We start from the raw sequence: 23264 nt of genomic DNA, 5'->3' as shown, positions 1-23264 counted from the left end.
CGCGTTGCCACGGGCAACGCCCAGCGGCCGACCCGGCGGGTCGGACCTCCGAGATTCCATCACGCCTCCCCTGAAAGAGAAAGCCCAGGTTGTCGGTCGCCGGAGGTGTGATGAGATGTTGATGCAATTTGATCGCAATCCGTCTTTCCGGAGTTACCCAAAGTAATGGAATATCGCCACCGCGTCGTGCTCCTCGCCGGGCCCTCCGGGTCCGGAAAGTCGTACATAGCGCAACGAACCGGCCTTCCCGTGCTCTGCCTGGACGACTTCTACAAGAACGGTGATGACCCTACGTTGCCGCGACAGAACGGACTGGTCGACTGGGACGCGCCCGAGTCGTGGGACGCGGGAACAGCGGTGGAGACAATTGCCCGACTGGCCCAGCAGGGCCGGGCCGATGTGCCGGTCTATGCGATCGGTGCGGATCGACGGGTGGCCACCCGGCCATTCGAGGTGACCGGATCGCCACTCTTCATCGCCGAAGGGATTTTCGCCGCCGAGATCGTCGCGGAATGCCGCCGCCGGGGGCTGCTCGCCGGGGCGTACGCGCTGCGCCGGCCGCGCGGGGCCACCTTCGTCCGGCGGCTGGCCCGGGACCTGTCCGAACAGCGCAAGGCGCCGAGGGTGCTGATCCGGCGCGGGCTGGCGCTGCTGCGCGCCGAACCGGCGGTGCTGCGTCGGCAGACCGGCCTCGGTGCCGAGGCCGCGCACGCGCGGGAGTTCCTGCGCCGGGTGGCCGACCTGGTCGCCGGCCACCCGCACCGCTGAGTCAGCCGATCAGCTTCGCGTACGCCGGCTTGATCACCTCGTCGATGAGCGCCAACCGCTCGTCGAACGGGATGAAGGCGCTCTTCATCGCGTTGACCGTGAACCACTGGAGTTCCTTCCAGCCGTAGCCGAAGTTCTCCACCAGCAACGCCATCTCGCGCGACATCGAGGTGCCGCTCATCAGCCGGTTGTCGGTGTTCACCGTCACCCGGAACCGCAGCTCCCGCAGCAGCCCGATCGGGTGCTCGGCGATCGACGCCACCGCACCGGTCTGCACGTTCGACGACGGGCACAGCTCCAGCGGGATGCGCTTGTCCCGCACGTACGCCGCCAGCCGGCCGAGCGTCGGCACCGGCCCCGGGGTGATGTCGTCGACGATCCGCACCCCGTGGCCGAGCCGGTCCGCCCCGCACCACTGGATCGCCTGCCAGATCGACGGCAGCCCGAACGCCTCACCGGCGTGGATGGTGAAGTGGAAGTTCTCCCGCTGGAGATACTCGAAGGCGTCCAGGTGGCGGGTGGGCGGGAACCCGGCCTCGGCACCGGCGATGTCGAAGCCCACCACCCCGGCGTCACGGTGCCGGACGGCCAGCTCGGCGATCTCCTGCGACCGGGCGGCGTGCCGCATCGCGGTGAGCAGGGTGCCGACCCGGATCGGGGTGCCCGCCGCAGCGGCCTCCGCGCTGCCCTCGACGAAGCCGGCGACGACCGCCTCGACGACCTCGTCCAGGGTGAGGTTCTGCTCCAGGTGCTGCTCGGGGGCGAACCGGACCTCGGCGTACACCACGCCGTCGGCGGCCAGGTCGAGCGCGCACTCCCGGGCCACCCGACGCAGCGCCGGGGCGGTCTGCATGACCGCGACGGTGTGCGCGAACGTCTCCAGGTAGCGCTCCAGGGAACCGGAGTGCGCCGCCTCCGCGAACCATCGGCCGAGCGCGTCGGGATCGGTGCTCGGCAGCTCGTGGCCCACCTCGGCGGCCAGCTCGACGACCGTCGCCGGCCGCAGGCCGCCGTCGAGGTGATCGTGCAGCAGCGCCTTCGGGACCTTGACGATGTCCTCGTATCGGATTGCGACCATCCCCCGACCCTAGTCACGCCCCCCGCCCGCCCGCGATCAGGCTCGCGCGGGCCGACCCGCGCGCCGGACCCGCCCCGGACGCGGCCCGCACGCGCCCCGCACGCGCCCCGGACGCGCCCCGGGGACAATGTCGCCGGTACAGCGGCATCAGCGCGAGCGGACACCGCAACACCGCCCCACCTGCGTCGGGCGGGACCGTCCGAGTCCGGCGGGACCCCGAGTCCGGGCGGGACCACCCGAGCCGGGGGCACACAGGCGTCGGGCGGGCATGCCGACGGGCCGGCCGGTTGCGCGCCGTAGGCTGCTGCGGGTGACCGCGCCGCACCCGTTCGAGCAGCCCGTCGACGCGACGCACCCGCAGATCGTCGCCCGGCTGCGCTGCCCGGTCTGCGCCGAGCCGCTGGCCGCCGCCACCGACACCCGCGCCCTGCGCTGCCCCCGCCGGCACAGCTTCGACCTGGCCCGCCAGGGGTACGTCACCCTGCTCGCCGGCCGGGCCCCGCACGTCGGGGACACCGCCGAGATGGTCGCCGCCCGCGCCGACTTCCTGGCCGCCGGGCACTACGACATGATCTCGTCCGCACTGGCCGGGGCGGCGGCATCCGCACTGGCAACGCCCGCCGAAGCGCGAAAACGGGCCGAGGCGGGCGGGTCGGAGGGGATGGGCTTCGGGACGTACCCGCTGGTGGTGGAGGCCGGGGCGGGCACCGGCCGGCACCTCGCGGCGGTGCTTTCGGCGTGGCCGGACGCCGTCGGCCTGGCCCTGGACGTCGCCAAGCCGGCGCTGCGCCGCGCCGCCCGTGCCCACCCGCGCGCCGCCGCCGCGCTCGCCGACACCTGGCAGCGGTTGCCGCTGGCCGACCGGTCGGTGGCCGTGCTGCTCGACGTCTTCGCCCCGCGCAACGGCGACGAGTTCCACCGGGTGCTGCACCCGGCCGGGATGCTGCTGGTGGTCACCCCCACCGACGCCCACCTCGGCGAGCTGGTCGACGTGCTCGGGCTGCTGCGGGTCGACCCGGCCAAGGCCGACCGGGTCGCGGACAGCCTCGCCGGGCGGTTCACGCCGGAGCACACCACCGTGCACACCGCCCGGCTCACCCTCGACCGGGCCGAGGTCGGCACCCTGGTCGGGATGGGGCCGAGCGCCTGGCACACCGACCCGGCGCGGCTCGCCGCCGCGATCGACGCACTGCCCACCCCGGTCGCGGTGACCGCCTCGGTACGTCTCACCGCCTGGCGACCCCGCTGACCACGGCGCGACGGACCCGGGAGGGCGACGCCGCCGGACGCGGGAACGCTCAGGTGGAGAGGTCGACCTCTTCCCAGCCGGGCGGCTCGTCGTGGTAGGGGCCCCGCAGCATCACCGCCCACTCCAACGCCCACCGGCGCTGGCCGATCGCGTTCGCGTCCACCAGGCCGGGCAGCCGGTGCCCCGACTTCTCCACCTCCAGGTACGCCCAGTCCAGGCAGTAGTGCAGGTCGAGCAGGGCGGCGGCGTCCGCCGGGTGCTGCGGGGCGGCCAGGATGCGGGCCCGCCACTGACCGAAGGTCTCCCCGCCGGCCAGGTACGGCATCCGCTCCACCAGCCGCTCGTCCACCGGGATGGTCGGATCGAGCTGCTTGCTCAGGCCCAGCACCCAGGACAGCGAGAAGAGCGCGTCGTGGTGCAGGACGAACGAGCGGTGGTCGCCCTTGCCGCCCACCACGAACTGCCACTCGGGCGGAGTGACCATGTCGACCAGGTGGGATTCGAGCAGCCAGCTCATCGCCGTCTGCGCCGGCATCCCGAAGCAGCGGGCCAGGATCAGGTGCAGCACCGCGATGCGCGCCTCGATCTCCACGGTGGGCCGCAGTTCGATCTCGTCGCCCGGCTCCCAGACCAGGGGAAACTGGGCCGGCGGCAGGGGCAGGCGTAACCGGGACAACTCGTCGAGGCTCGCCTCGCGGACCTCGCGGGGATCGGGCGCGGCTACCAGCACGATCGGATTCCCTGTCTGCTCACGCGGCGTCACCGCCGTTCGGTCCCCCTGACCAGGGAGGATAGCGTTCCGTCGCGACCGGCACCACGTCGGTCGGCCCCTGTCGGGCCGACCGGTGTCAGGTGCCGCCGACGGTCAGCCGATCCGCTCGATGACCAGCGGCGACGCCGACGGCGCGGTGGCCGACACCCGGACCGCCAGGGCGGCCTCGGCGCGTGCGGCCGGCAGCCGCACCGTGTCGTCGGCGCGCAGCTCGTACAGCGGTTCGCCGACCCGGACCGGGTCGCCGGGCCGCTTGTGCAGCACCACCCCGGCGGCGGCACTGACCGGGTCCTCCTTGCGGGCCCGCCCCGCGCCGAGCCGCCACGCGGCCACCCCGATCGCGTACGCGTCGACGGACTCGACGAAGCCGTCGGTGTCGGCGCGGACCACTTCGACCTCGTTGGCGGTGGGCAGCTTGGCGTCCGGGTCGCCGCCCTGGGCGCGGATCATCGTGCGCCAGGCGTCCATCGCCCGCCCGTCGCGTAGCGCGGCGGCCGGGTCGGCGTCGGGCAGACCGGCCGCGTCGAGCATCTCCCGGGCCAGGGCCAGGGTCAGCTCCACCACGTCGGCCGGGCCGCCGCCGGCGAGCACCTGCACCGACTCGGCCACCTCGACGGCGTTGCCCACGGTCAGCCCGAGCGGGGTGGACATGTCGGTGAGCAGGGCGACCGTGCGCACCCCGTGGGCGTCGCCGAGCGCCACCATCGTCCGGGCCAGCTCGCGGGCGTCGGCCACGTTCTTCATGAACGCCCCGGAGCCGACCTTGACGTCGAGGACCAGTGCCCCGGTGCCCTCGGCGATCTTCTTGCTCATGATCGAGCTGGCGATCAGCGGAATCGCCTCGACGGTGCCGGTGACGTCGCGCAGCGCGTACAGCTTGCGGTCGGCCGGGGCGAGCGCGGCGCCGGCCGCGCAGATCACCGCGCCGACGTCGCGGAGCTGGGCGATGAACTCGTCGTTGCTCAACGAGGCCCGCCAGCCGGGGATCGACTCCAGCTTGTCGAGGGTGCCGCCGGTGTGCCCGAGCCCCCGGCCGGAGAGCTGCGGGACCGCGCCGCCGCACGCCGCGACCAGCGGCGTGAGCGGCAGGGTGATCTTGTCACCGACGCCGCCGGTGGAGTGCTTGTCGACCGTCGGCCGGTCCACCGCCGACAGGTCCAGCCGCTCGCCGCTGGCGATCATCGCGGCGGTCCACCTGGCGATCTCCGGCACCGACATGCCGCGCAGCAGGATCGCCATGGCCAGCGCCGACATCTGCTCGTCGGCCACCAGCCCCCGGGTGTACGCGTCGACCACCCAGTCGATCTGGCCGTCGCTGAGCACACCCCCGTCCCGCTTGGCCCGGATGACGTCGACCGCGGTAAAAGCACTCACCGTTGAGTTCCCTCTGAAGTCGTTGCAGTGACCGGCGCGAGAGCCGGACGGGTCAGGAAGCGGCCCAGCGGGCCGGGATCTCCACCGGCGGCTCGCCCTCGCCGGCCCAGAAGATGGTGCCCTCCGCGTCCACCACCACGACCCTGGGCGTCCGGGCCAGCCCCCAGGTGATCGCCTCCGCCGGGTCGCCCCAGCTCGGGCCCTCCTCCAGCACCCCGGGCCCGGCCTCGTCGCTGTCGCCCGCCGACCGTTCCCAGTACGCCGTCCAGACCTGTTGCCCGGCGGAGAGGTCCGGATGCACGAAGACGGTGCCCCGCCCCCGCCAGGCGGCCAGCCGGTCCGGCACCACCGGCACCGGGTTCTCGCCGACGACCGCCTCGATGTCGGCCACGTCGAAGGCGTGCGGCAGCAGCTCCGCCATCCGCAGCGGGCCGGTCCTCGACTCGACCAGGCACTCCGGGCCGCCGTTCTCCCAGAGCAGTTGCCGGCACCTGCCACACGGCATCAACGGCTCACCGTTCGCGTCGACGCAGGACATCGCGACCAGCCGGCCGCCGCCGGTGGCGTGCAGCGCCGAGACCACCCCGCACTCGGCGCACAGGGTCACCCCGTAGCCGGCGTTCTCCACGTTGCAGCCGACCACCACCCGGCCGTCGTCGACGAGGGCCGCCGCGCCGACCGGGAACTGCGAGTACGGCACGTAGGCGTGCCGCATCACCTCGGTCGCGGCGGCCCGCAGGCGCTCCCAGTCGATCTCGCTCATCCCCTCATTCTGCCCAGGTCACCCCACCCGGGTGCGGGAAGGGTGCCGGTCGGCCGCCCGTCGCTTCCCGGCGGCCGGCCCGGGGCCGTACCCCGGACGGCGTCCGCCGGGGACGACGCGGGCCCGGCAGGGAGGTCCCCGCCGGGCCCGCACGGGCCGGTCTCTCAGCCCTTCACGTACGGCTTGCCGTCGGCCGCGGGTGCCCGGACCCGACCGACCAGCCCGGCCACGGCCAGGATGGTCGCGAGGTAGGGCAGCATCGCCAGGAACTGGTTGGGGATGCTGCTGCCGATCGCCCCGAGGTAGGTGGCGAGCTGGTCGGCGAAGCCGAAGAAGAGCGCGGCGAGCAGCGCCCCGGTCGGGCTCCACCGGCCGAAGATCAGCGCGGCCAGGGCGATGAAGCCCTTTCCGCCGATCATGTTCTTGGTGAAGCTGTAGAGCGCCAGGGTGTACGACGCGCCGCCGATGCCGGCCACCACGCCGGCCAGCAGCACGTTGCGGTACCGCAGGCTCAGCACCTTGACCCCGAGGGTGTCGGCGGCGGTCGGGTGCTCGCCCACCGACCGGGTCCGCAGGCCCCACCGGGTGCGGAACAGCGCGAGGTGGATGACCAGCACCAGCAGCAGGCCGAGGTAGAGGAAGATGTTGCCCCGGAACAGCGCCGGGCCGAGCAGCGGGATGTCCTTCAGCAGCGGGATCTCCCAGTTGCCGAAGCGCGGCGCGCTGTTGTACGTGTCCGCGTCGGTCTGCATCAGCCGCTCGTAGAGGAAGCCGGTGACGCCGACCGCCAGCAGGTTGAGCACCACACCCATCACGACCTGGTCGACCAGGTAGCGGATGGCGAAGACGGCGAGCAGCAGCGAGATGAGCGCGCCACCGACCGCCGCCGCCACCAGGCCCACCCAGACGTTGCCGCTGAGGCTGCCGAAGAGCGCGCCGCTGAACGCGCCCATCAGCAACTGCCCCTCGATCGCGACGTTGACCACGCCGGACCGCTCGCAGAGCACCCCGGCCAGCGCACCGAAGATCAGCGGCAGGGCCAGGACGAAGGTGCCCCGGACGATGTTGACCATCGGCATGAAGTTGCGGCCCTCGGGGGCGGCGGAGACCTGCCAGCACAGGAAGCTCAGTACGAAGGCGACCAGCCCGACCCCGAGGATCAGGGTGAACCAGCGCTTCGGGACCCCGGCCAGCAGCGCGCCGCCGGCCCCGGCCGCGACGACCCCGAACAGGATCGCGCCGAGGGTCCCCTGGATCTCCAGTGCCGCGCCGCCCTCGGTCTCGCTGAGGGTGAACCGGGCCTGCTGGCCGGTGGCCAGCGCCCCGAACAGCACGGTGGCGAGCACGCCCAGCGCCAGCAGGACCGCGCCGACCTTACGGGGACGGGTCCAGAAACCCTCGTCGACCGCGGCCACGGCGACGTCGGGGACAGCGGTGGTGGACATGCCTCACCAGCCCTTCGCGAGGCTCGTCTGCAACCGGGCGGCACGGGCGGCCCGGAGCTGGAAGATCGCCTTCACCAGGGCCGGCGCGGCGATGAAGATGACGATCAGCGCCTGGAGCACGGTGACCAGCTCCAGCGAGATCCCGGAGTACGACTGCATCCGGTTGCCACCGGCCTGGAGCGCGCCGAACAGCAGCGCGGCCAGCAGCACACCCCACGGCTTCACCCGGCCGAGCAGCGCCACCAGGATGCCGTCGAAGCCGATCTGCGCGATCACCAGCGGGGTGAGCGCGTTCGCGGTGGAACCCAGCACCATCTGGCTGCCGCCGAGACCGGCGAGCATCCCGGCGATCACCATCACCAGCACGTACGTCTTGGTGACGCTGATGCCGGCGGTCCGCGCCGCGTCCGGGTTGGCCCCGACGGCCCGCAGCTCGAAGCCGAGCGTCGAGCGGTTGAGCAGCCAGGCGATGGCCCAGGTGGCCAGCACCGCGAGCAGGATGCCGGCGTGCACCCGCAGGTTGTCGCCGAGCAGCCGGGGCAGCGCGGCCGAGGAGTCGACCGGGCGGCTGATCGCGTCCGACCGGTCCGGGTTCTGCACGCCGTTCTGCACGATGATCCAGGACAGGAAGTAGACGGCGACGTAGTTGAGCATGATCGTGTTGATCACCTCGTGCGCGCCGGTCCGGGCCTTGAGGATGCCGGGGACGAAACCCCAGACCGCGCCGCCGGCCGCACCGGCGATCAACGCGACGACCAGGTGCACCACCGGGGGCAGCGGCAACGCGAAGCCGGCCACCGCGGCCAGGATCACGCCCATCGTCGCCTGGCCCTGGGCACCGATGTTGAACAGGCCGCCCCGGAAGGCGAGCGCCACCGACAGCCCGGTGAACACCAGCGGGGCGGTGTAGGTGAGGGTCTCCGAGATCGGGCTCATCGCGGCGGTGAAGCCGGACGCCTCCGGGTCGAAGACCGCCCCCTTGAACAGGTTGGCGTACGCCTCGCTGACCACCGTCCAGCTCGCGTTCAGGGCGTCGGTCGGGCGGGCCGTGATGTAGCCGTAGGTGGCCAGCACGTCCGGGTCCGACACGATGATCAGGACCGCGCCGACCAGCATCGCCAGCACCAGGGCGAGGACCGTCACGGTCACCGTGTTGGCGGCCCACAGATTGTCCAGGAAGAGCCGGCCCAGCGTGGGCCGGGGCCCCGGCGCGGGCTGCTTGGGTGAGGTCATCGTGGCGCCCCGGTCGGCTCTGCCGGTTCCGGCCAGCTCCGCCTCGGTCGCCGGTTCCTTGTCCGGGGAGCCGGACGCCGGGTTGGGGTTGCTCATGCCTCGTCCTCGTTGCCAGGGCTCTCGGGGGCCGGCGTCACACCGCCGGCCGCCTCGCCCGGGGTGGCCGCGCCGTCGGTCGGGGCCGGTGCGGGGGCGTCGGGGGTGATGCCGGCCATCAGCAGGCCGATCTCCTCGCGCGGGGTGTCCGGGCCGACGATGCCGATGATCCGGCCCCGGTACATCACCGCGATCCGGTCGGCGAGGCCGATCACCTCGTCCAACTCGCTGGAGACCACCATGACGGCGGTGCCGACGTCGCGCTCCCGGATGACCCGGCTGTGGATGAACTCGATCGAGCCGACGTCCACGCCCCGGGTGGGCTGGGCGGCGATGAAGAGCTTCAGCGGCCGGGACAGCTCCCGGGCCACGATCACCTTCTGCTGGTTACCGCCGGACAGGGTGCCGACCGCCGCGTCCGCCGACGGGGTACGCACGTCGAACTGCTCGATCCGCTCCTTCGCCGAGGCGGCGATCGCGTCCGGCCGCAGCGCCAGGCCCCTACCGAACGGCGGCCGGTCGTAGATGTCGAGGACCAGGTTCTCGGCGACGCTGAATTCCTTGACCAGGCCGTCGACGCTGCGGTCCTCGGGGACGTAGCCGACCCCGGCACGGAGCACCTTCTTGGTGGACCAGCCGTGGATCGGCTCGCCGTCGAGGGTCACCGTGCCGGCGAGCGTCGGGCGCAGCCCCATGATCGCCTCGATCAGCTCGGTCTGCCCGTTGCCCTGCACACCGGCCACGCCGAGCACCTCACCGGCGCGTACGGTCAGGTCGACGCCGTCGACCGCGCGGACCTGCCGGTCGTCGTCGACGACCAGGCCGGCGACCTCCAGGATCGGCCGGCCCGGGGTGGCGGGCTGCTTGTCGACGGTGAGCCGGACGTTGCGGCCGACCATCAGCGCGGCCAACTCGTCCCGGCTCGCCTCGGGGGAGGCGGTGCCGACGGTCCGGCCGCGCCGGATCACGGTGATCCGGTCGGCGATGGCCTTGACCTCGCCGAGCTTGTGGGTGATGAAGACGATCGACTTGCCGGCCGCCTTGAGCGACCGCATGACCGTGAGCAGTTCCTCGGTCTCCTGCGGGGTGAGCACGGCGGTCGGCTCGTCGAGGATCAACAGGTCGACGTCGCGGGTGAGCGCCTTGACGATCTCCACCCGCTGCTGGATGCCGACCGGCAGGTCCTCGATCACGGCGTCCGGGTCGACCCGCAGGTTGTACCGCGCGGAGACCTCGGCCACCTCGCGGCGGGCCCGCCGCCGGTCGAGGAAGCCGACGATGCCGCCCCGGACCTGCTCCGCGCCGAGCATGATGTTCTCGGCCACGGTGAAGACCGGCACCAGCATGAAGTGCTGGTGCACCATGCCGATCCCGGCCCGGATCGCGTCCGAGGGGCCCTTCAGCTTCAGCGGCTTTCCGTCGACCAGGATCTCGCCCCCGTCGGGCTGGTAGAGCCCGTAGAGCACGTTCATCAGGGTCGACTTGCCGGCGCCGTTCTCGCCGAGCAGGGCGTGGATCTCTCCAGGCTCCACCGTCAGGTCGATGTGATCGTTGGCGACCAGATCACCGAACCGCTTGGTGATGCCGCGCAGTTCGAGTCTCAGCGCAACCTCCTGGGGTGCGAGCGATGGTGCAGCCTAGCTGCCGGGTCGGCCGGTCACCGGGGTGCCGGCCGACCGGTGCGCGGACCGGCCGCCCCGACGCCCGTGGGGTTGCCCACGTACGCCGGGACGGCCGGTCGTCATGCCTGGTGCCCGCCGGCCGCCGCTGCCGATGATCCCATCGCGGCGGCCGACGCGGCGGTCACTTGGTCGGCTGGGCCTTCGAGGTGACCGTGATGGTGCCGGCGGCGATGTCCGCCTTGAGCTTCTCGACCTCGGCCTTGAGGTCCGCCGGGACCTTGCTGTCGAAGTCGTGGTACGGGGCGATCGAGACACCGTTGTTGGCCAGGTTGCCGACGAAGCCCGGGGTGGCGGCGAGCTTCTCGCCACCGGCGGCCTTGAGCACGGCGTCCTTGACGGCGTCCGGGATGTTCTTGACCACGGTGGTCAGCAGCGCCGCGCAGTCCGGGGTGCTCTCGCAGCCGTCGACGTCGACCCACACGACCGAGTACTTGCCGCCCGACGCCTTCGCCGCGGCGGTGGTGCCGAGGCCCGCGCCACCGGCGACCGGCATGACGATGTCCGCGCCCTGGGCGACCAGCGCGTCGGAGACCTTCTTGCCCTCGTCCTGCTTGGCGAAGTCGTTGGTGAAGGAGCCCTTCTGGGTCTCCTTGTTCCAGCCGAGCACCTGGACGTTCTTGCTCTTGGTCTTGTTGTAGTGCGCCACGCCGTCGGCGAAGCCGTCCATGAAGATGGTCACGGGCGGGATCGGCAGGCCACCGTAGGTGCCGACCTTGCCGCTCTTGCTCATCCCGGCGGCCAGGTAACCGGCCTGGAAGGCGGCCTGGGCGGTGTCGAACTGCATCGGGTAGACGTTCGCCGTGGCCGGGTTCGCGTCCACGATGCCGAACTGCTGGTTCGGGTTGGCGGCGGCGATCTTCTTGGTGGCGTCCGACATCAGGCCACCGACGGCCAGGATGAAGTCGCACTTCTGGTTGACGTACCCGGTCAGGTTGACCTCGTAGTCCGCCTCGGCCTTCGACGCGACGTACTTGATGTCGATGTTGTCGTTGGCCTTCTTGGCCTCCTCCAGGCCCTTCCAGGCGGAGGTGTTGAACGACTTGTCGTCGATGCCGCCGACGTCGGTCACCATGCAGGCGCTGTACTTCTTGTCGCCGCTGCCACCGGCGTTGTTGTCGTCGTCCGGCGCCTCACCACACGCGGCAGCACCCAGCACGAGCCCACCCGCCGCGATGGCAGAGGCGATCCGCATCCCACGCACAGAGCGCAAGACGTCTCCTTCCATTGCTCACCGCCTCGTGCGGTGGCAGCCCTTGAACCGACGAGCGTTGTGCCGCCGGCATCCCACGTTACGGACGGGAGCGTAGCCCGACGTCCACCCACCGGCCGCCAATCGTGCACGACTGTTGAACGCTCGTTATCCCGGCGTAACCCTCGGGTGGGGCACATCACTCAGCATGCCGGTTCCGGCGGGCCAGGTGCGGCGAACGTCCCGTTCCCGGCGACCCCGACGGCTACCGCCAGAACACCGCCACAGCGGCCGTGACCAGGGTCAACCCGATGATCGCCAGGAAATGGCCACGGGCCACCTGCGCCCGCTTCCGGGAGAAGAAGACCATGACGAAGATGAGCAGGGCCAGCACCAACTTGGTAACAAGCTTCGCGGGGGCCGGCTCGTCGCCGTCGCGCAGCGGCGCGGACAGGCCCACGCCGGTCAGCAACTGGATCACCGAGCCCCAGAGCATGGCCGCGTTGATCCGCAGCCGGCCGCTGACGTACTGGGCGACGGCACCGCCGAGCAGCAGCGCGAACCCGATCAGATGGACATAGAGAAGGACCAGTCGGAGAGCTTCCACGCCGGCCATCCTCCCCCATCAACGACAGTTTGTAGTAGGTGGCCCGCCGGCTGAGTTCAATCCGTGATCTCGCCGTCCCCGCCGACGGGCCGCCCGTCAGAGCCGCCAGACCTGGAAGGTCGGGCCGTCACCGGGCAGGGTGATCCCGCCGTCGGGGGCGGACCGCAGGGCCGGGGCACCCCCGTGGAGGTTCTCCCCCGTCGGGCCGGAACCGGTGGCCGGCAGGCCGGTCAGCCGCACCGGCGGGCCGGCCGCCCGGCGGGCCAGCACCAGCACCGCGCCGGTGGTCGCCTCGCGCAGGAAGACGAGCGTGTCGGCGTCGACGTACACCCAGCGCAGGCCGCCGTGCCGCAGCTCCGGGGTGTCCCGGCGCAGCGCCAGCAGCGCCCGGTAGGCGGCGAAGGTGCCGGCGTCGCGTTGCTGCGGCCGGTGCCACGGCATCGGGGTACGCGAGGACTCGCCGTTGCCGCCGGTCAGGCCCCACTCGTCACCGGCGAAGACCACCGGGGTGCCGGGCAGGGTGACGAGCAGCCCGGCGGCCACCTCCTGCCGGGCGGCGTCGCCGACCACGGTGCGGATGCGGGCCGAGTCGTGCGAGCCGAGCAGCTGCCACGAGTGGACGTACGACCGCCAGGAGACCAGCGACCGGAAGCTGTCCATGGTGGCGAGCACCGCGTGCGCGTCCCGCCGCCGCACCCCGCCCGGCGTGCCGAGGAAGTTCGGCAGCGGCACCTGGTCCCCGGCGTCCCCGGGCCCGGTGCGCAGCCAGGACCAGACCGGGTCGGTGAAGCCGACGTAGTTCATCGTGCCGTGCCAGCCGTCGCGGTCCAGGTCACCGGTGTGGTCGTGACCGTGCTCGGCGAGCAGCAGCCCGTCGGCCCGGGTCTGCGCGACCACCTCGCGCAGCAGCCGCGCCACCTCGTGGGTGTACGCGTCCGCGCCCCGCCGGCCGGTCATGTTGGCCACGTCGACCCGCCACCCGTCCAGCCCGTACGGCGGGCGCAGCCAGCGGCGCAGCAGCGAGTCCGGGTCGGTGGCGAAGCGGCGGCGCAGCTCGGCGCTGCCCCAGTTCAGCTTCGGCAGCGACCGCACCCCGTTCCACGACTCGTACGTCGGCTCCCCGCCACCGGTCGGCACGTCGAAGTAGTACAGCTCCCGTTCGGGGGCGTCGGCGTCGGCCCGGGCGCGGGTGAACCACTCGTGCGCGTCACCGGTGTGGTTGCTGGTGATGTCGCCGATCAGCCGCCAGCCCCGGGCCCGGACGGCGTCGGCCAGCCGGACCAGCGCCGCGTCGCCGCCGAGCAGCGGGTCGACGGTGTCGAAGCCGGCGGCGTCGTAGCGGTGGTTGGAGCGGGCCGGGAAGATCGGCGTCAGGTAGACGGTGTTGACGCCGAGCCGGTCCAGGTGGTCGAGGCGTTCGGTGATGCCGTCGAGGTCGCCGCCGTAGAACTGGCGGGGGGTCTGCGGGCCGTACCCGATGACCGGGGTGTCCCAGTCGCACGGGACGGCCCAGTCCGGCGGGGTGCGCCCGTCGGCGGCGGCGGACCGGGCGAACCGGTCGGGGAAGATCTGGTAGACCAGCGCGTCGCGGGCCCAGGCCGGCGGCGGGGCGTGGCTGACCAGCCTGAAGTCGCCGTGGTCGGGCACGTCGTGGTCGACCTGCCCGGCGGCGTTGAGCCAGCGGTAGCCGGTCGTCCCGGTGAGCATGAACCGGTAGTTGCTGACCGGGTTGCGGACCTCGACGTCGGCCCGCCACCACACGTCGTGGCCGTCCCGGCGGTCGACGGTGGCCTCGACGAAACGCGGCTCACCGTCGCCGGTGGTCCGGACGTGCACCTGCCGGACGTCGGTGCCCTCGGGCACCCGGACGAAGACCGGCACGGTCTGACCGAGGGTGGGTTCCTGCTCGGGCACGTACAGCGCGGAGCCGTCGTGGTGCGGTGACAGGGACATGGCTGCCTTCCGATTCATCCCTTGACGGCCCCGGCGGTGAGGCCGGAGACGATGTAGCGCTGGAGGAGCTGGAAGACCAGCACGGTGGGGATCGCGGTGAGCAGGGTGCCCGCCGCGAAGATGCCGAAGTTGTTGTTCCGCTCCCCCGCCACCAGGCCGAACATGCCGACCGCGAGGGTCTTGGACCCGGTGTCGGTGAGGAACACGTTGGCGATCATGAATTCGTTGATCGTGCCGATGAACGACAGCAGCGCGGTCACCGCCAGGATCGGCGCCACCAACGGCAGCATGATCCGGAAGAAGACCTGTGCGTGGCTGGCGCCGTCCATCGTGGCCGACTCGTCCAGCTCGCGGGGCAGGGTGTCGAAGAACCCCTTCATCAGCCAGGTGTTCATGCCCAGCGCGCCGCCCATGTAGAGCAGGAACAGGCCCCACGGGGTGTTGAAGCCGATCGACGGCCACAGGTCGGTGACCCGGGTGAAGATCAGGAAGATCGCCACGATCGCCAGGAACTGCGGGAACATCTGGATCAGCAGCAGGGTCAGCAGCCCGATCCGCCGCCCGGCGAAGCGCATCCGGGAGAACGCGTACGCCGCCAGCGAGGACAGGAAGATCGACGCGAAGCTCGCCCCACCCGCGATGAGCAGCGAGTTGAGGAACCAGCGGCCGAACTCCGTCCGCTCGAACAGGTCACCGAAGTTCGCCAGTGACGCCCCGGTGGGCAGCAGCTCGGTCGACGAGAGGGTGCCGAGCGGGTTGAGCGCGGCGGAGAGCACGAACAGGATCGGGAAGAGGCTGAACGCCACCGCCAGCACGCCGACCGCGTGCCGCCAGCCGACCTGGGTGAACCACCGGCCCGGGCGTCGAGCGCCGGGTACCGCGGCACCCGGCCGACCGGCGCGCGGCCCGGCGGCATCCGACCGGACGGCGGGCGCGGCGGCGTTTGGACGGGTCGTCACGAGTAGACCTCCTCCTGCTGGCGGGTGCGCCGGAAGCTGACCGCCGAGACCGTGGCCACGATCGCGAAGATGAAGATCGACACCGCGGCGGCCAGGCCGAACTCGGCGCCCTGCGCGCCGAAGGCCAGCCGGTAGGTGTACGTGATCAGCAGGTCGGTGGCCCCGTTCGTCGGGTTGTCCGGCGCGAACGGGCCACCCTCGGTGGTCAACCAGATCGCGTTGATGTTGTTGAAGTTGTACGCGAACGACGCGATCAGCAGTGGCGAGAGCGCGACCAGCAGCAGCGGCAGGGTGACCGCCCGGAACGACTGCCAGGGCGACGCGCCGTCGACCGAGGTGGCCTCGGTCAGCTCCTTGGGGATCGCCTGGAGCGCGCCCGTGGTCACCAGGAACATGTACGGGTACCCGAGCCAGAGCTGCACCAGCAGCACCGCCAGCCGGGCCGACCAGGCCTCGCCGAACCAGTCGACACCGAGCCCGAACAGGTTGTTGACCAGGCCGAAGTCGGTGTTGAACATGTCCCGCCAGACCAGCAGCATGGCGAACGACGGCATCGCGTACGGCAGGATCAGGAAGACCCGGTAGAGGTTGGTGCCCCGCATCCGGGGCGAGTGCAGGGCCAGCGCGATCGCCATGCCCAGTAAGAAGGTGAACCCGGTGGAGCCGATCGCGAAGGCGAAGTTCCACAGCAGGGTGCCGAAGAACGGGCCGGAGATGTTCGGGTCGGTGAGCACCCGGGCGAAGTTCTTGAAGCCCACCCCGACCTGCCAGCCCTGGGCGAGCCGCTCGCCGTCGGCGGCGACGAAGGCACCGGTGTCCGGGTCGGCCGTCCAGGTCCTGCCGGTCTCGCCGTCGGTGACGCAGTCGCAGCCCCGGTCGTACGCCCGGACGGCCTTGCCCTCGTAGGCGCGGGACAGGCCGTTGGAGCGCACCGCACCCCCGGAGGTCGGCACCACCAGGGCGGTGATCTCCTCGCTGCGGACGCTGGCCTGGCCGACGTTGAGCACGGTGTAGCCCTTGGCGGCGGTGACCCGGCCGCTGCCGGCGACGGTCACGTCGGCGGCGTCGAGCGGGCGCAGCCCGTCGGCGTCCCCGGCGGAGACCCGGCCGGTCCCCGGGTCGGTGAGCAGGAAGACCAGCGGCCCGGTGGCCGGGTCGCCGGTGGTGGCGATGGCGAGGGCGTACTCGGCGGAGCCGGGGACCTGCTTGACCGAGGAGGTCTCGATGGCGACGATCGCGTCGTCCTTGGAGCCCCGGTGGCCGTCGCCGAAGTTCGTGAACGCGGTGCTCGCGGTGTAGAGCACCGGGAAGACCTGGAAGGCGATCAGGAAGATCGTTCCCGGCACCAGGTATTTCGCCGGGATGTGCCGGCGGGTCAGGTAGAGGTAGCACAGACCGACGGTGGTGACCGCCAGGACGGCGAGACCGACCCAGAGCCGGGCGGCGACGAGCGGGAAGGCCGCCCAGATCGCGATCCCGGCCACCAGGCCGAGCAGGACCACCTTGACGGCGAGACCGGTCGCGGTGATCGGCGCGTGGCGCGCGGTACGGGAGGTTTCCGGGGGCCCGGAACGCGCAGGCCCCCGGCCCGGGGCCTGCGGGGCAGGTCCCGGGCCGGACAGCGTGCTCATTACTTGATCTGACCCGAGATCGTCTTGCCGGCGGCGGTGACGGTCTTCGCCGGGTCGGCGCCACCGATGACGGCGGCCTCGGCCTTGCCGAACGGGTCCCAGATCGCGGCCATGGCCGGGATCGCCGGCAGCACCTGGCCGTCCTTGCCCGCCTCGGAGAACTTGGCCAGATCCGGGTCGGTGCCCTTGACCTGGTCGAACGCGGCGGTCAGCGCCGGCGGGCGGGGCTCGGCCTGGTAGAGCGCCACGGCCAGTTCGGGGGTGGTGACGTAGTTGGTGACGAACTCCTGGGCCAGCGCCTTGTTCTTGCCCTTGGCGGCGACGTAGAACGCCTGGACGCCGACGAACGGCTGGGCCGGCTTGCCACCGGCGAAGCCGGGGACCGGGGAGATGTCGTAGGAGATGCCTGCCTTCTTGGCGTCGGCGATCGCCCACGGGCCGGAGACCAGGAAGGCGCACTTCTTACCGGTGAAGGTGGCGATCGAGTTCTCGCCGGTGATGGAGCGCTTGAGCGCGCCGTCACCCTTCTCGCCGAGCTTGCCGATCTTCGTGAACGCCTCGATCGACTCCGGCTTGCCCACGCCCAGGTCCTTCGGGTCGTAGTCGCCGTTGGCGGCGGTGCCGAAGAGGTAGCCGCCGGCCGAGGTGTACAGCGGGTAGATGTGGTACGCGTCGCCGTTCTGTCCGGACTGGAGGCAGAGGATCTCGCTGGCCTTCTTGTCGGCCTTGAGCTTCTTGCCGGTGGCGACCAGGTCCTCGATCGTCTTGGGCGCCTCGGGGGCCAGCGCGGTGTTGCGGATCAACGCGACGTTCTCGGTGGCGTAGGGGACGCCGTAGAGCTGCCCGTTGAAGGTGACCGCCTTGATCGCGGTCTCGTTGAAGCCGGACTTCTGCTCGGCGGCGAGCTGCACCGGGTCGATCGCCCCGTTCTGCACGAGGTTGCCGATCCAGTCGTGCGCGCCGACCACCACGTCCGGGCCGCTGCCCTGCTGGGAGGCGGTGACGAAGTTGGTCTGGAGGTCCTTGGAGACGGCCTGCACCTCGACGGTGACGCCGTTCTCCTGGCCGAACTTCTCGGCGAACGGCTTGAGCGCCGCGGTCCGCTTGTCGTCCGCCCAGATGACGAGCTTGCCGCTCGCGGCCGGGGAGGTGGCCTTGGCCGCCGGTTCGTCCTTGCTGTTGCCGCCGCCGCAACCCGAGGCGGCGAGCGCCAGGCCGAGAACGGTGACCACACCCGCGGTACGGATGCGCATCGGTACTCCTGTCGTCATGACGGGTCGCCGGGGGACGGGCGACCACACCGGGGAAACACTGAAAGTTCTTGCTGACCGACGCCGGGCAGGCCGCGTCGCTGCTGTCACGTGTTGCCGGGACGTTAGCAAGAGGTTGCATGCAATGGAAGGGCTTGCAGAGGCGTACGCAAGAACTTGCCCGTGAGCTAGAGTGCCGCCATGCGCGCTCGACTGTCCGACATCGCCCAACAGGCCGAAGTCAGCGAGGCCACGGTGTCGCGGGTGCTCAACGACCGCCCCGGTGTGGCCCCCGAGACCCGCCAGGCCGTACTGACCGCCCTCGACGTGCTCGGCTACGAGCGTCCGGCCCGGCTGCGCAAGCGCAGCGCCGGCCTGGTCGGGCTGGTGGTGCCGGAGCTGGACAATCCCATCTTCCCGGCGTTCGCCCAGGTCATCGAGTCGACGCTGGCCCAGAGCGGGTTCACCCCCGTGCTGTGCACCCAGACCCCGGGCGGGGTCACCGAGGACGAGTACGTGGAGATGCTGCTCGACCGGCAGGTCTCCGGCATCGTCTTCGTCTCCGGCCTGCACGCCGACACGGCCGCCAACCACGACCGGTACCGCGCGCTGATCGCCCGGCCGCTGCCGGTCGTCATGATCAACGGGTACGCCCCGGGCATCGCCGCGCCCTTCGTCTCCTGCGACGACCGGGAGGCCACCGAGCTGGCCGTGGCGCACCTGGTCGCGCTCGGGCACCGGCGGATCGGCCTGATCACCGGGCCGGACCGGTTCGTGCCGGTGCAGCGTCGGGTGGCCGGCTTCCGGGCCGCGATGACCCGGCTCGGCACCACCGGCGGCGACCTGGACGCGCTCGCCGAGCTGTCGCTGTTCGGCGTCGAGGGCGGCGAGGCCGCCGCCGGCCGGCTGATCGAGCGCGGGGTCACCGGGATCGTCTGCGGCTCCGACCTGATGGCGCTCGGCGCGGTCCGGGCCGCCCGGCAGCGCGGCATGTCCGTGCCGGGCGACCTGTCGGTGGTCGGCTACGACGACTCGCCGCTGATGGCCTTCACCGACCCGCCGCTGACCACCATGCGGCAGCCGGTGGCCGCGATGGCGGTGGCCGCGGTCCGCGCCCTGGTCGACGAGATCAACGGGCACGCCGCGCCACACTCGGAGTACCTGTTCCGCCCGGAGCTGGTGGTCCGCGGATCGACCGCGGTCGTCCGACAGGCGGACGCCGGCCGGCAGCGCCCGGTGCCGCCCGCCCTCGCCGTCCCCGCCTGACCCGCTGCCGCCTGCCGGCCCGCGCTCCCCGTCGACCGGGTCCGCCTCCCGTGGACCGCACGCGTCCACGAAAAACCTGCCCCGGCTACCGGTGACGGACGTCATTTCTTGCGCAAGCCGTGCTTGACTCTTGCAGCATTCGGCCGGCATTCTCTCCACACCCGCGTCCGTCACCCACCGCCGCGCGGGCGCCGCCGTCCCGCCACAGAACGGGGATCTCCGCCCATGACCGCCACCGACCCCACGCCGCTGGCCTCCGACGACGACTGGTGGCGCGCCGCGGTCGTCTACCAGGTGTACGTCCGCAGCTTCGCCGACTCCGACGGTGACGGCGTCGGCGACCTCGGGGGCATCCGGCAGCGGCTGCCCTACCTGCGCGACCTCGGGGTCGACGCGCTCTGGCTCACCCCGTTCTACACCTCGCCGCAGATCGACGCCGGCTACGACGTGGCCGACTACCGCGACGTCGACCCGCTCTTCGGCGACCTCGCCGACTTCGACGCCATGATCACCGATGCGCACGCGTTGGGCCTGCGGATCATCGTGGACCTGGTGCCCAACCACACCTCCAGCGCGCACCCGTGGTTCACCGCCGCCCTCGCCGCCGGCCCCGGCTCCCCCGAGCGGGAGCGTTACCTGTTCGCCGACGGCCGGGGCGTCGACGGCGAACAGCCCCCCAACGACTGGGAGAGCATCTTCGGCGGCCCCGCCTGGACCCGGCTGCCCGACGGCCAGTGGTACCTGCACCTGTTCGACCCGGCCCAACCTGACCTGAACTGGCGGCACCCGCAGGTACGCGCCGAGTTCGAAGACGTCCTCCGCTTCTGGCTCGACCGGGGCGTCGACGGGTTCCGGATCGACGTGGCCCACGGGATGATCAAGGCCGAGGGGCTGCCGGACGTCGGCTTCAGCTCGATGACCACCGGCCGCCGCCAGTCGGAGCTGCTCGGCAAGGGCCGGCTGCCCTACTTCGACCAGGACGAGGTGCACGACATCTACCGCGCCTGGCGGCCCATCCTGGACAGCTACCCCGGCGGCCGGATGGCGGTGGCCGAGGCGTGGGCGGAGACCCCGCAGCGGCTCGCCCGCTACATCGGCCCGGACGAGCTGCACCAGGCGTTCAGCTTCGACTTCCTCGACGCCACCTGGTCGGCCGACTCGTTCCGCAAGGTGATCGACACCGCGCTGGCCGAGGCGACGATCGTCGGTGCGCCGACCACCTGGGTGCTGTCCAACCACGACCGGCAGCGGCACGTCACCCGCTACGGCGACGGCGAGGTCGGCCTGCGCCGGGCCCGGGCCGCCGCCCTGCTGATGCTGGCCCTGCCCGGCTCCACCTACCTCTACCAGGGTGAGGAACTGGGCCTGCCGGAGGTGCTGGACCTGCCCGACGCGCTCCGGCAGGACCCGGCGTTCCTGCGGACCGGGGAGAGCCGCGACGGCTGCCGGGTGCCGGTCCCGTGGGGCGGCGAGCTGCCCCCGTACGGCTTCGGGCCGCAGGGCAGCGAGCTGAGCTGGCTGCCGGCCCCGGCCACCTGGCGGGCCCTCTCGGTGGCCGCCCAGACCGGAACGCCCGGCTCGACGCTGGAGCTGTACCGGGCCGCGCTGCGGGTCCGGCGCACGCACCCGGCGCTGTCGGCCACCGCCGGCCCGGTGCTCTGGCAGCAGACCGGGCCGGGGGTGCTGGCGTTCCGCCGCGACGGCGACGCCGCCTCCCTGACCTGCGTGGTCAACCTCAGCGGCGCCCCGGTCCGGATCGACGGGTACGGCCGCCCCCTGGTGGCCAGCGCCGACCTCACCGAGCAGGACGCCGGACACGTCCTGCCGGTGGACGCAGCCGCGTGGTTCGAACGGCGCTGAGCCGGGTAACCCGCCTTTGACCTGGTCGTCCGTTGTGCCCCGCGCCGACGGGCGGCTGGGCTGCCGACCCCTTGTGGTGGGGGGTGAAGGTGGCACCGGCGTCCCGGGAGGTCCGCTTCCCGGGGTGCCGGTGCACCACCGCGTACCGACGTCGCCCGACCCGTCACCGCCCGCGCAGCAGCCCCGCGATCCGCCCGAACGCCGCCCGCACCTGCGCCTCGGTCGGTACGGGCGGCGGCTGCGGCCGGTCGGGCCCGGTGACCGCCTCGTCCTCCTGCTCGTCGAGGACGTCGTGCTCGTCAAGAACGTCCTGCTCGTCGAGGACGTCGTCGAAGTCCCCGTAGAGGTCGGCCGCCTCGATCCGGGCCTCCTCGTCGGCGGCGGCACGCCGGGACGCGGCGATCTCGCCCCGGATCTCCTCGGCCGACAGCGCCGGCACCAGCGGCTCGACCACCGCCATGAACCGTTCGTCGGCCACCACCGCCTCGGCCAGGGCCAGCGCGTGCGGTCGCTCGTACGGGCCGCAGACCACCGGTTCCCACTCGGCCGGATCGGCGAGCGGGCCGAACGTGATGATCCAGGGCAGGGTGATCAGCGGCGAGTCGTCCGGCAGGTCCAGCGTCACGAGTGCGCCCACCGGCTCATCATGTCGGCCCGACCCCGAACGTGGGCAGCATTCGCCTCAACCCGTGGTGACCCGACTCAGCAGCGGCGGAGGCGACCGACCGGTCCTGACGTCGTGCCGCCTCGGATCAGCGCGCGTTCAGGCTGAGCATGAGATTCTCGTCGGCATTGTGGATCGCGAGCAGTTCGAACCGGGTGGACTGCCGAATATGATCACTCGGAGCGGAGAAATCCGCCTTCAGTAGCCAGTCGAGCGTCGCCGTGCGCTCCTTGGCAGTGAGGACCGGACCGAGGCAACCCTCGACCAGGTTCTTCAACAGAAGCCGCTGCACGGAACCACGGAGCTTCACCCTGCAGAAGATGTGCGCCACTTCGTTCCGGCGGTACTTGTCCGGCTGACCGACCGCAGCCGCCAGCTCGTCCCGCGTGCCCGGCAAGGTCACATTGACGATGCGCAGCGCGCCGTCGACCGTGACCGGGCCGGACCAACGCTCGACCCAGGCGTCCGTGACCTTGGCCGGGGTGATGCCGGCGAACGCCGGAACGGGTCCGGTACGGGTGGCGGTGGGGGTCGGTGGCGGCAGGGGTTCGCCCCTGTCTCCCTGCGTGCCGGGGGGACGCTGGGGGGCCGCGCTCCTGTCGCGCCACACCACGGCGGTCAGGATTAGGGCCAACACCACGACAGGCACCGTCAACAAGAGCCACCTTCTTGAGGTCTTCGACGTCGTCCCGCCATCCGCCGGGACCGATCCGGCTTCCCGTTCGAACTCGTTCACTATTGTGCCCCCCGTGTCACATTTAATCGGCAATGATGCCACCACACATTGCCAGCCATCATGGATGAATAGCCGCACAATGAACATTTGTCAATATTGCGCATTCAGATCGACCTCTGCAACTATCAAAGTCGCGGCAATCGCCGCAGATATCCACGGGGAGGATTACTTGAGAAAGCTGCGAACAGCGACGCTGGCCGCACTGACCTGCGTGGGCCTTGTCGCAACCCTGTCACCGACAGCACCTGCGGCAGCCGCGAGCTGCAGCCGGAACGGATGCAATGGCAAGATGGCGTCCGCCAATGGGTGCATCACCGGCGCCTATGCCATCTCCAGCTTCAGCCGCGTGGACGGAAATGATCCGGACGGCACCGTGGCGCACGGCGACCTCTACTATTCACCAGCCTGCGGCGCAATGTGGGGCGACTACACTGCCACCTATTTTGCCGACGGTTCCACCGTTCGCCTGGACTGGCAGCCCACGTACGGTGGCCTGACGCAGACAGCGGCCTCACTGAGCGTGAACGGTAGCGGCAACTACGTCACCAAGATGTTCAGCTGGGAGTACTCGCTGCAACTGTGCGCGTCGTCGCCATCGGGCAACCCGGAAGGCAATGAAACCTGCACCGCATGGCGATGACCACTTATCCGGCATGGCAACACCCTGCCAACGACAGACGCTTTTTTGA

General features: G+C 71.6%; 20 protein-coding genes. 5 read left to right on the top strand and 15 right to left on the bottom strand.

Annotated elements, in window-relative coordinates:
• Positions 1-294: 294 nt before the first annotated feature.
• Positions 295-768: an ATP-binding protein gene (locus tag ACN261_RS12885; protein WP_232378532.1), complete on the top strand. Its 474-nt coding sequence runs from the start codon at positions 295-297 to the stop codon at positions 766-768.
• Position 769: 1 nt separating this feature from the next.
• On the opposite strand, the gene ACN261_RS12880 is transcribed toward ACN261_RS12885, so the two are convergent.
• A complete protein-coding gene (locus tag ACN261_RS12880) occupies positions 770-1846 on the bottom strand; it encodes an adenosine deaminase (RefSeq protein ID WP_421485452.1) in 1077 nt (358 codons plus the stop codon).
• Between the two features lie 361 nt (positions 1847-2207).
• On the opposite strand from ACN261_RS12880, the gene ACN261_RS12875 reads away from it, so the two are divergent.
• A complete protein-coding gene (locus tag ACN261_RS12875; RefSeq protein ID WP_425853590.1) occupies positions 2208-3095 on the top strand; it encodes a putative RNA methyltransferase in 888 nt (295 codons plus the stop codon).
• 49 nt (positions 3096-3144) lie between these two features.
• On the opposite strand, the gene ACN261_RS12870 is transcribed toward ACN261_RS12875, so the two are convergent.
• The 12 genes from ACN261_RS12870 to ACN261_RS12815 form a co-directional block, all read right to left on the bottom strand.
• A complete protein-coding gene (locus tag ACN261_RS12870; protein WP_421485451.1) occupies positions 3145-3825 on the bottom strand; it encodes a DUF4272 domain-containing protein in 681 nt (226 codons plus the stop codon).
• Positions 3826-3960: 135 nt separating this feature from the next.
• Positions 3961-5241, bottom strand: coding sequence for a thymidine phosphorylase (locus tag ACN261_RS12865; protein WP_425850221.1), 1281 nt, complete (start codon positions 5239-5241; stop codon positions 3961-3963).
• Positions 5242-5293: 52 nt separating this feature from the next.
• A complete protein-coding gene (locus ACN261_RS12860; RefSeq protein ID WP_363654024.1) occupies positions 5294-6004 on the bottom strand; it encodes a cytidine deaminase in 711 nt (236 codons plus the stop codon).
• Positions 6005-6168: 164 nt separating this feature from the next.
• The gene (locus ACN261_RS12855) at positions 6169-7449 is read right to left on the bottom strand and encodes an ABC transporter permease (protein WP_425850218.1); all 1281 of its coding nucleotides are present in this window, start codon (positions 7447-7449) and stop codon (positions 6169-6171) included.
• A 3-nt stretch (positions 7450-7452) separates the two neighbouring features.
• Positions 7453-8778, bottom strand: coding sequence for an ABC transporter permease (locus ACN261_RS12850; RefSeq protein WP_425850216.1), 1326 nt, complete (start codon positions 8776-8778; stop codon positions 7453-7455).
• Complete coding sequence (locus ACN261_RS12845) at positions 8775-10322, bottom strand: ATP-binding cassette domain-containing protein (RefSeq protein WP_425853589.1); 1548 nt, start codon at positions 10320-10322, stop codon at positions 8775-8777. The genes ACN261_RS12850 and ACN261_RS12845 overlap by 4 nt, the downstream gene beginning before the upstream one ends.
• Before the next feature lie 259 nt (positions 10323-10581).
• Positions 10582-11652 carry a BMP family lipoprotein gene (locus ACN261_RS12840; RefSeq protein ID WP_204927530.1) on the bottom strand — a complete coding sequence of 357 codons (1071 nt, stop codon included), beginning with the start codon at positions 11650-11652 and terminating at the stop codon, positions 10582-10584.
• Positions 11653-11914: 262 nt separating this feature from the next.
• Positions 11915-12256 (bottom strand): hypothetical protein, encoded by a 342-nt coding sequence (locus tag ACN261_RS12835; protein ID WP_145917841.1) that lies wholly within the window; start codon positions 12254-12256, stop codon positions 11915-11917.
• 96 nt (positions 12257-12352) lie between these two features.
• A complete protein-coding gene (locus ACN261_RS12830; protein WP_425850213.1) occupies positions 12353-14209 on the bottom strand; it encodes a glycoside hydrolase family 13 protein in 1857 nt (618 codons plus the stop codon).
• 14 nt (positions 14210-14223) lie between these two features.
• Entirely contained in the window at positions 14224-15024 is an 801-nt protein-coding gene (locus ACN261_RS12825; RefSeq protein WP_421486993.1) for a sugar ABC transporter permease, read from the bottom strand.
• Between the two features lie 140 nt (positions 15025-15164).
• Positions 15165-16799, bottom strand: a complete 1635-nt coding sequence (locus ACN261_RS12820; RefSeq protein ID WP_421485446.1) for an ABC transporter permease subunit — start codon at positions 16797-16799, stop codon at positions 15165-15167.
• The gene (locus tag ACN261_RS12815) at positions 16799-18052 is read right to left on the bottom strand and encodes a sugar ABC transporter substrate-binding protein (RefSeq protein WP_421485444.1); all 1254 of its coding nucleotides are present in this window, start codon (positions 18050-18052) and stop codon (positions 16799-16801) included. The genes ACN261_RS12820 and ACN261_RS12815 overlap by 1 nt, the downstream gene beginning before the upstream one ends.
• Positions 18053-18250: 198 nt before the next feature.
• Here ACN261_RS12815 and ACN261_RS12810 point away from each other — a divergent pair, with 198 nt between their 5' ends.
• Complete coding sequence (locus tag ACN261_RS12810; protein ID WP_421485442.1) at positions 18251-19315, top strand: LacI family DNA-binding transcriptional regulator; 1065 nt, start codon at positions 18251-18253, stop codon at positions 19313-19315.
• A 225-nt stretch (positions 19316-19540) separates the two neighbouring features.
• Positions 19541-21175: a glycoside hydrolase family 13 protein gene (locus ACN261_RS12805; protein ID WP_425850211.1), complete on the top strand. Its 1635-nt coding sequence runs from the start codon at positions 19541-19543 to the stop codon at positions 21173-21175.
• Positions 21176-21338: 163 nt separating this feature from the next.
• Here the strand turns inward: ACN261_RS12805 and ACN261_RS12800 are convergent, their stop codons facing one another.
• Positions 21339-21812, bottom strand: a complete 474-nt coding sequence (locus ACN261_RS12800) for a hypothetical protein (RefSeq protein WP_425850209.1) — start codon at positions 21810-21812, stop codon at positions 21339-21341.
• Between the two features lie 115 nt (positions 21813-21927).
• Positions 21928-22575: a hypothetical protein gene (locus ACN261_RS12795; protein ID WP_421485437.1), complete on the bottom strand. Its 648-nt coding sequence runs from the start codon at positions 22573-22575 to the stop codon at positions 21928-21930.
• A 13-nt stretch (positions 22576-22588) separates the two neighbouring features.
• Here ACN261_RS12795 and ACN261_RS12790 point away from each other — a divergent pair, with 13 nt between their 5' ends.
• Positions 22589-23215 carry a hypothetical protein gene (locus ACN261_RS12790; RefSeq protein ID WP_425850207.1) on the top strand — a complete coding sequence of 209 codons (627 nt, stop codon included), beginning with the start codon at positions 22589-22591 and terminating at the stop codon, positions 23213-23215.
• Positions 23216-23264: the final 49 nt, after the last annotated feature.

Origin of the sequence: Micromonospora sp. WMMD723 (genome assembly GCF_049863385.1) — a bacterium.
Lineage (GTDB): Bacteria > Actinomycetota > Actinomycetes > Mycobacteriales > Micromonosporaceae > Micromonospora > Micromonospora wenchangensis.
The sequence above is the reverse complement of the archived record's forward strand: the minus strand, read 5'-3'. Positions and strand labels throughout refer to the sequence as shown.

What these genes read in the sequence shown, in the direction of transcription:
- ACN261_RS12860 (WP_363654024.1), bottom strand. Translation starts at nt 6,004, where the DNA reads ATGAGCGAGATCGACTGGGAGCGCCTGCGGGCCGCCGCGACCGAGGTG.
- ACN261_RS12805 (WP_425850211.1), top strand. Translation starts at nt 19,541, where the DNA reads ATGACCGCCACCGACCCCACGCCGCTGGCCTCCGACGACGACTGGTGG.
- ACN261_RS12810 (WP_421485442.1), top strand. Translation starts at nt 18,251, where the DNA reads ATGCGCGCTCGACTGTCCGACATCGCCCAACAGGCCGAAGTCAGCGAG.
- ACN261_RS12830 (WP_425850213.1), bottom strand. Translation starts at nt 14,209, where the DNA reads ATGTCCCTGTCACCGCACCACGACGGCTCCGCGCTGTACGTGCCCGAG.
- ACN261_RS12820 (WP_421485446.1), bottom strand. Translation starts at nt 16,799, where the DNA reads ATGAGCACGCTGTCCGGCCCGGGACCTGCCCCGCAGGCCCCGGGCCGG.
- ACN261_RS12840 (WP_204927530.1), bottom strand. Translation starts at nt 11,652, where the DNA reads ATGCGGATCGCCTCTGCCATCGCGGCGGGTGGGCTCGTGCTGGGTGCT.
- ACN261_RS12855 (WP_425850218.1), bottom strand. Translation starts at nt 7,449, where the DNA reads ATGTCCACCACCGCTGTCCCCGACGTCGCCGTGGCCGCGGTCGACGAG.
- ACN261_RS12850 (WP_425850216.1), bottom strand. Translation starts at nt 8,778, where the DNA reads ATGAGCAACCCCAACCCGGCGTCCGGCTCCCCGGACAAGGAACCGGCG.
- ACN261_RS12880 (WP_421485452.1), bottom strand. Translation starts at nt 1,846, where the DNA reads ATGGTCGCAATCCGATACGAGGACATCGTCAAGGTCCCGAAGGCGCTG.
- ACN261_RS12815 (WP_421485444.1), bottom strand. Translation starts at nt 18,052, where the DNA reads ATGCGCATCCGTACCGCGGGTGTGGTCACCGTTCTCGGCCTGGCGCTC.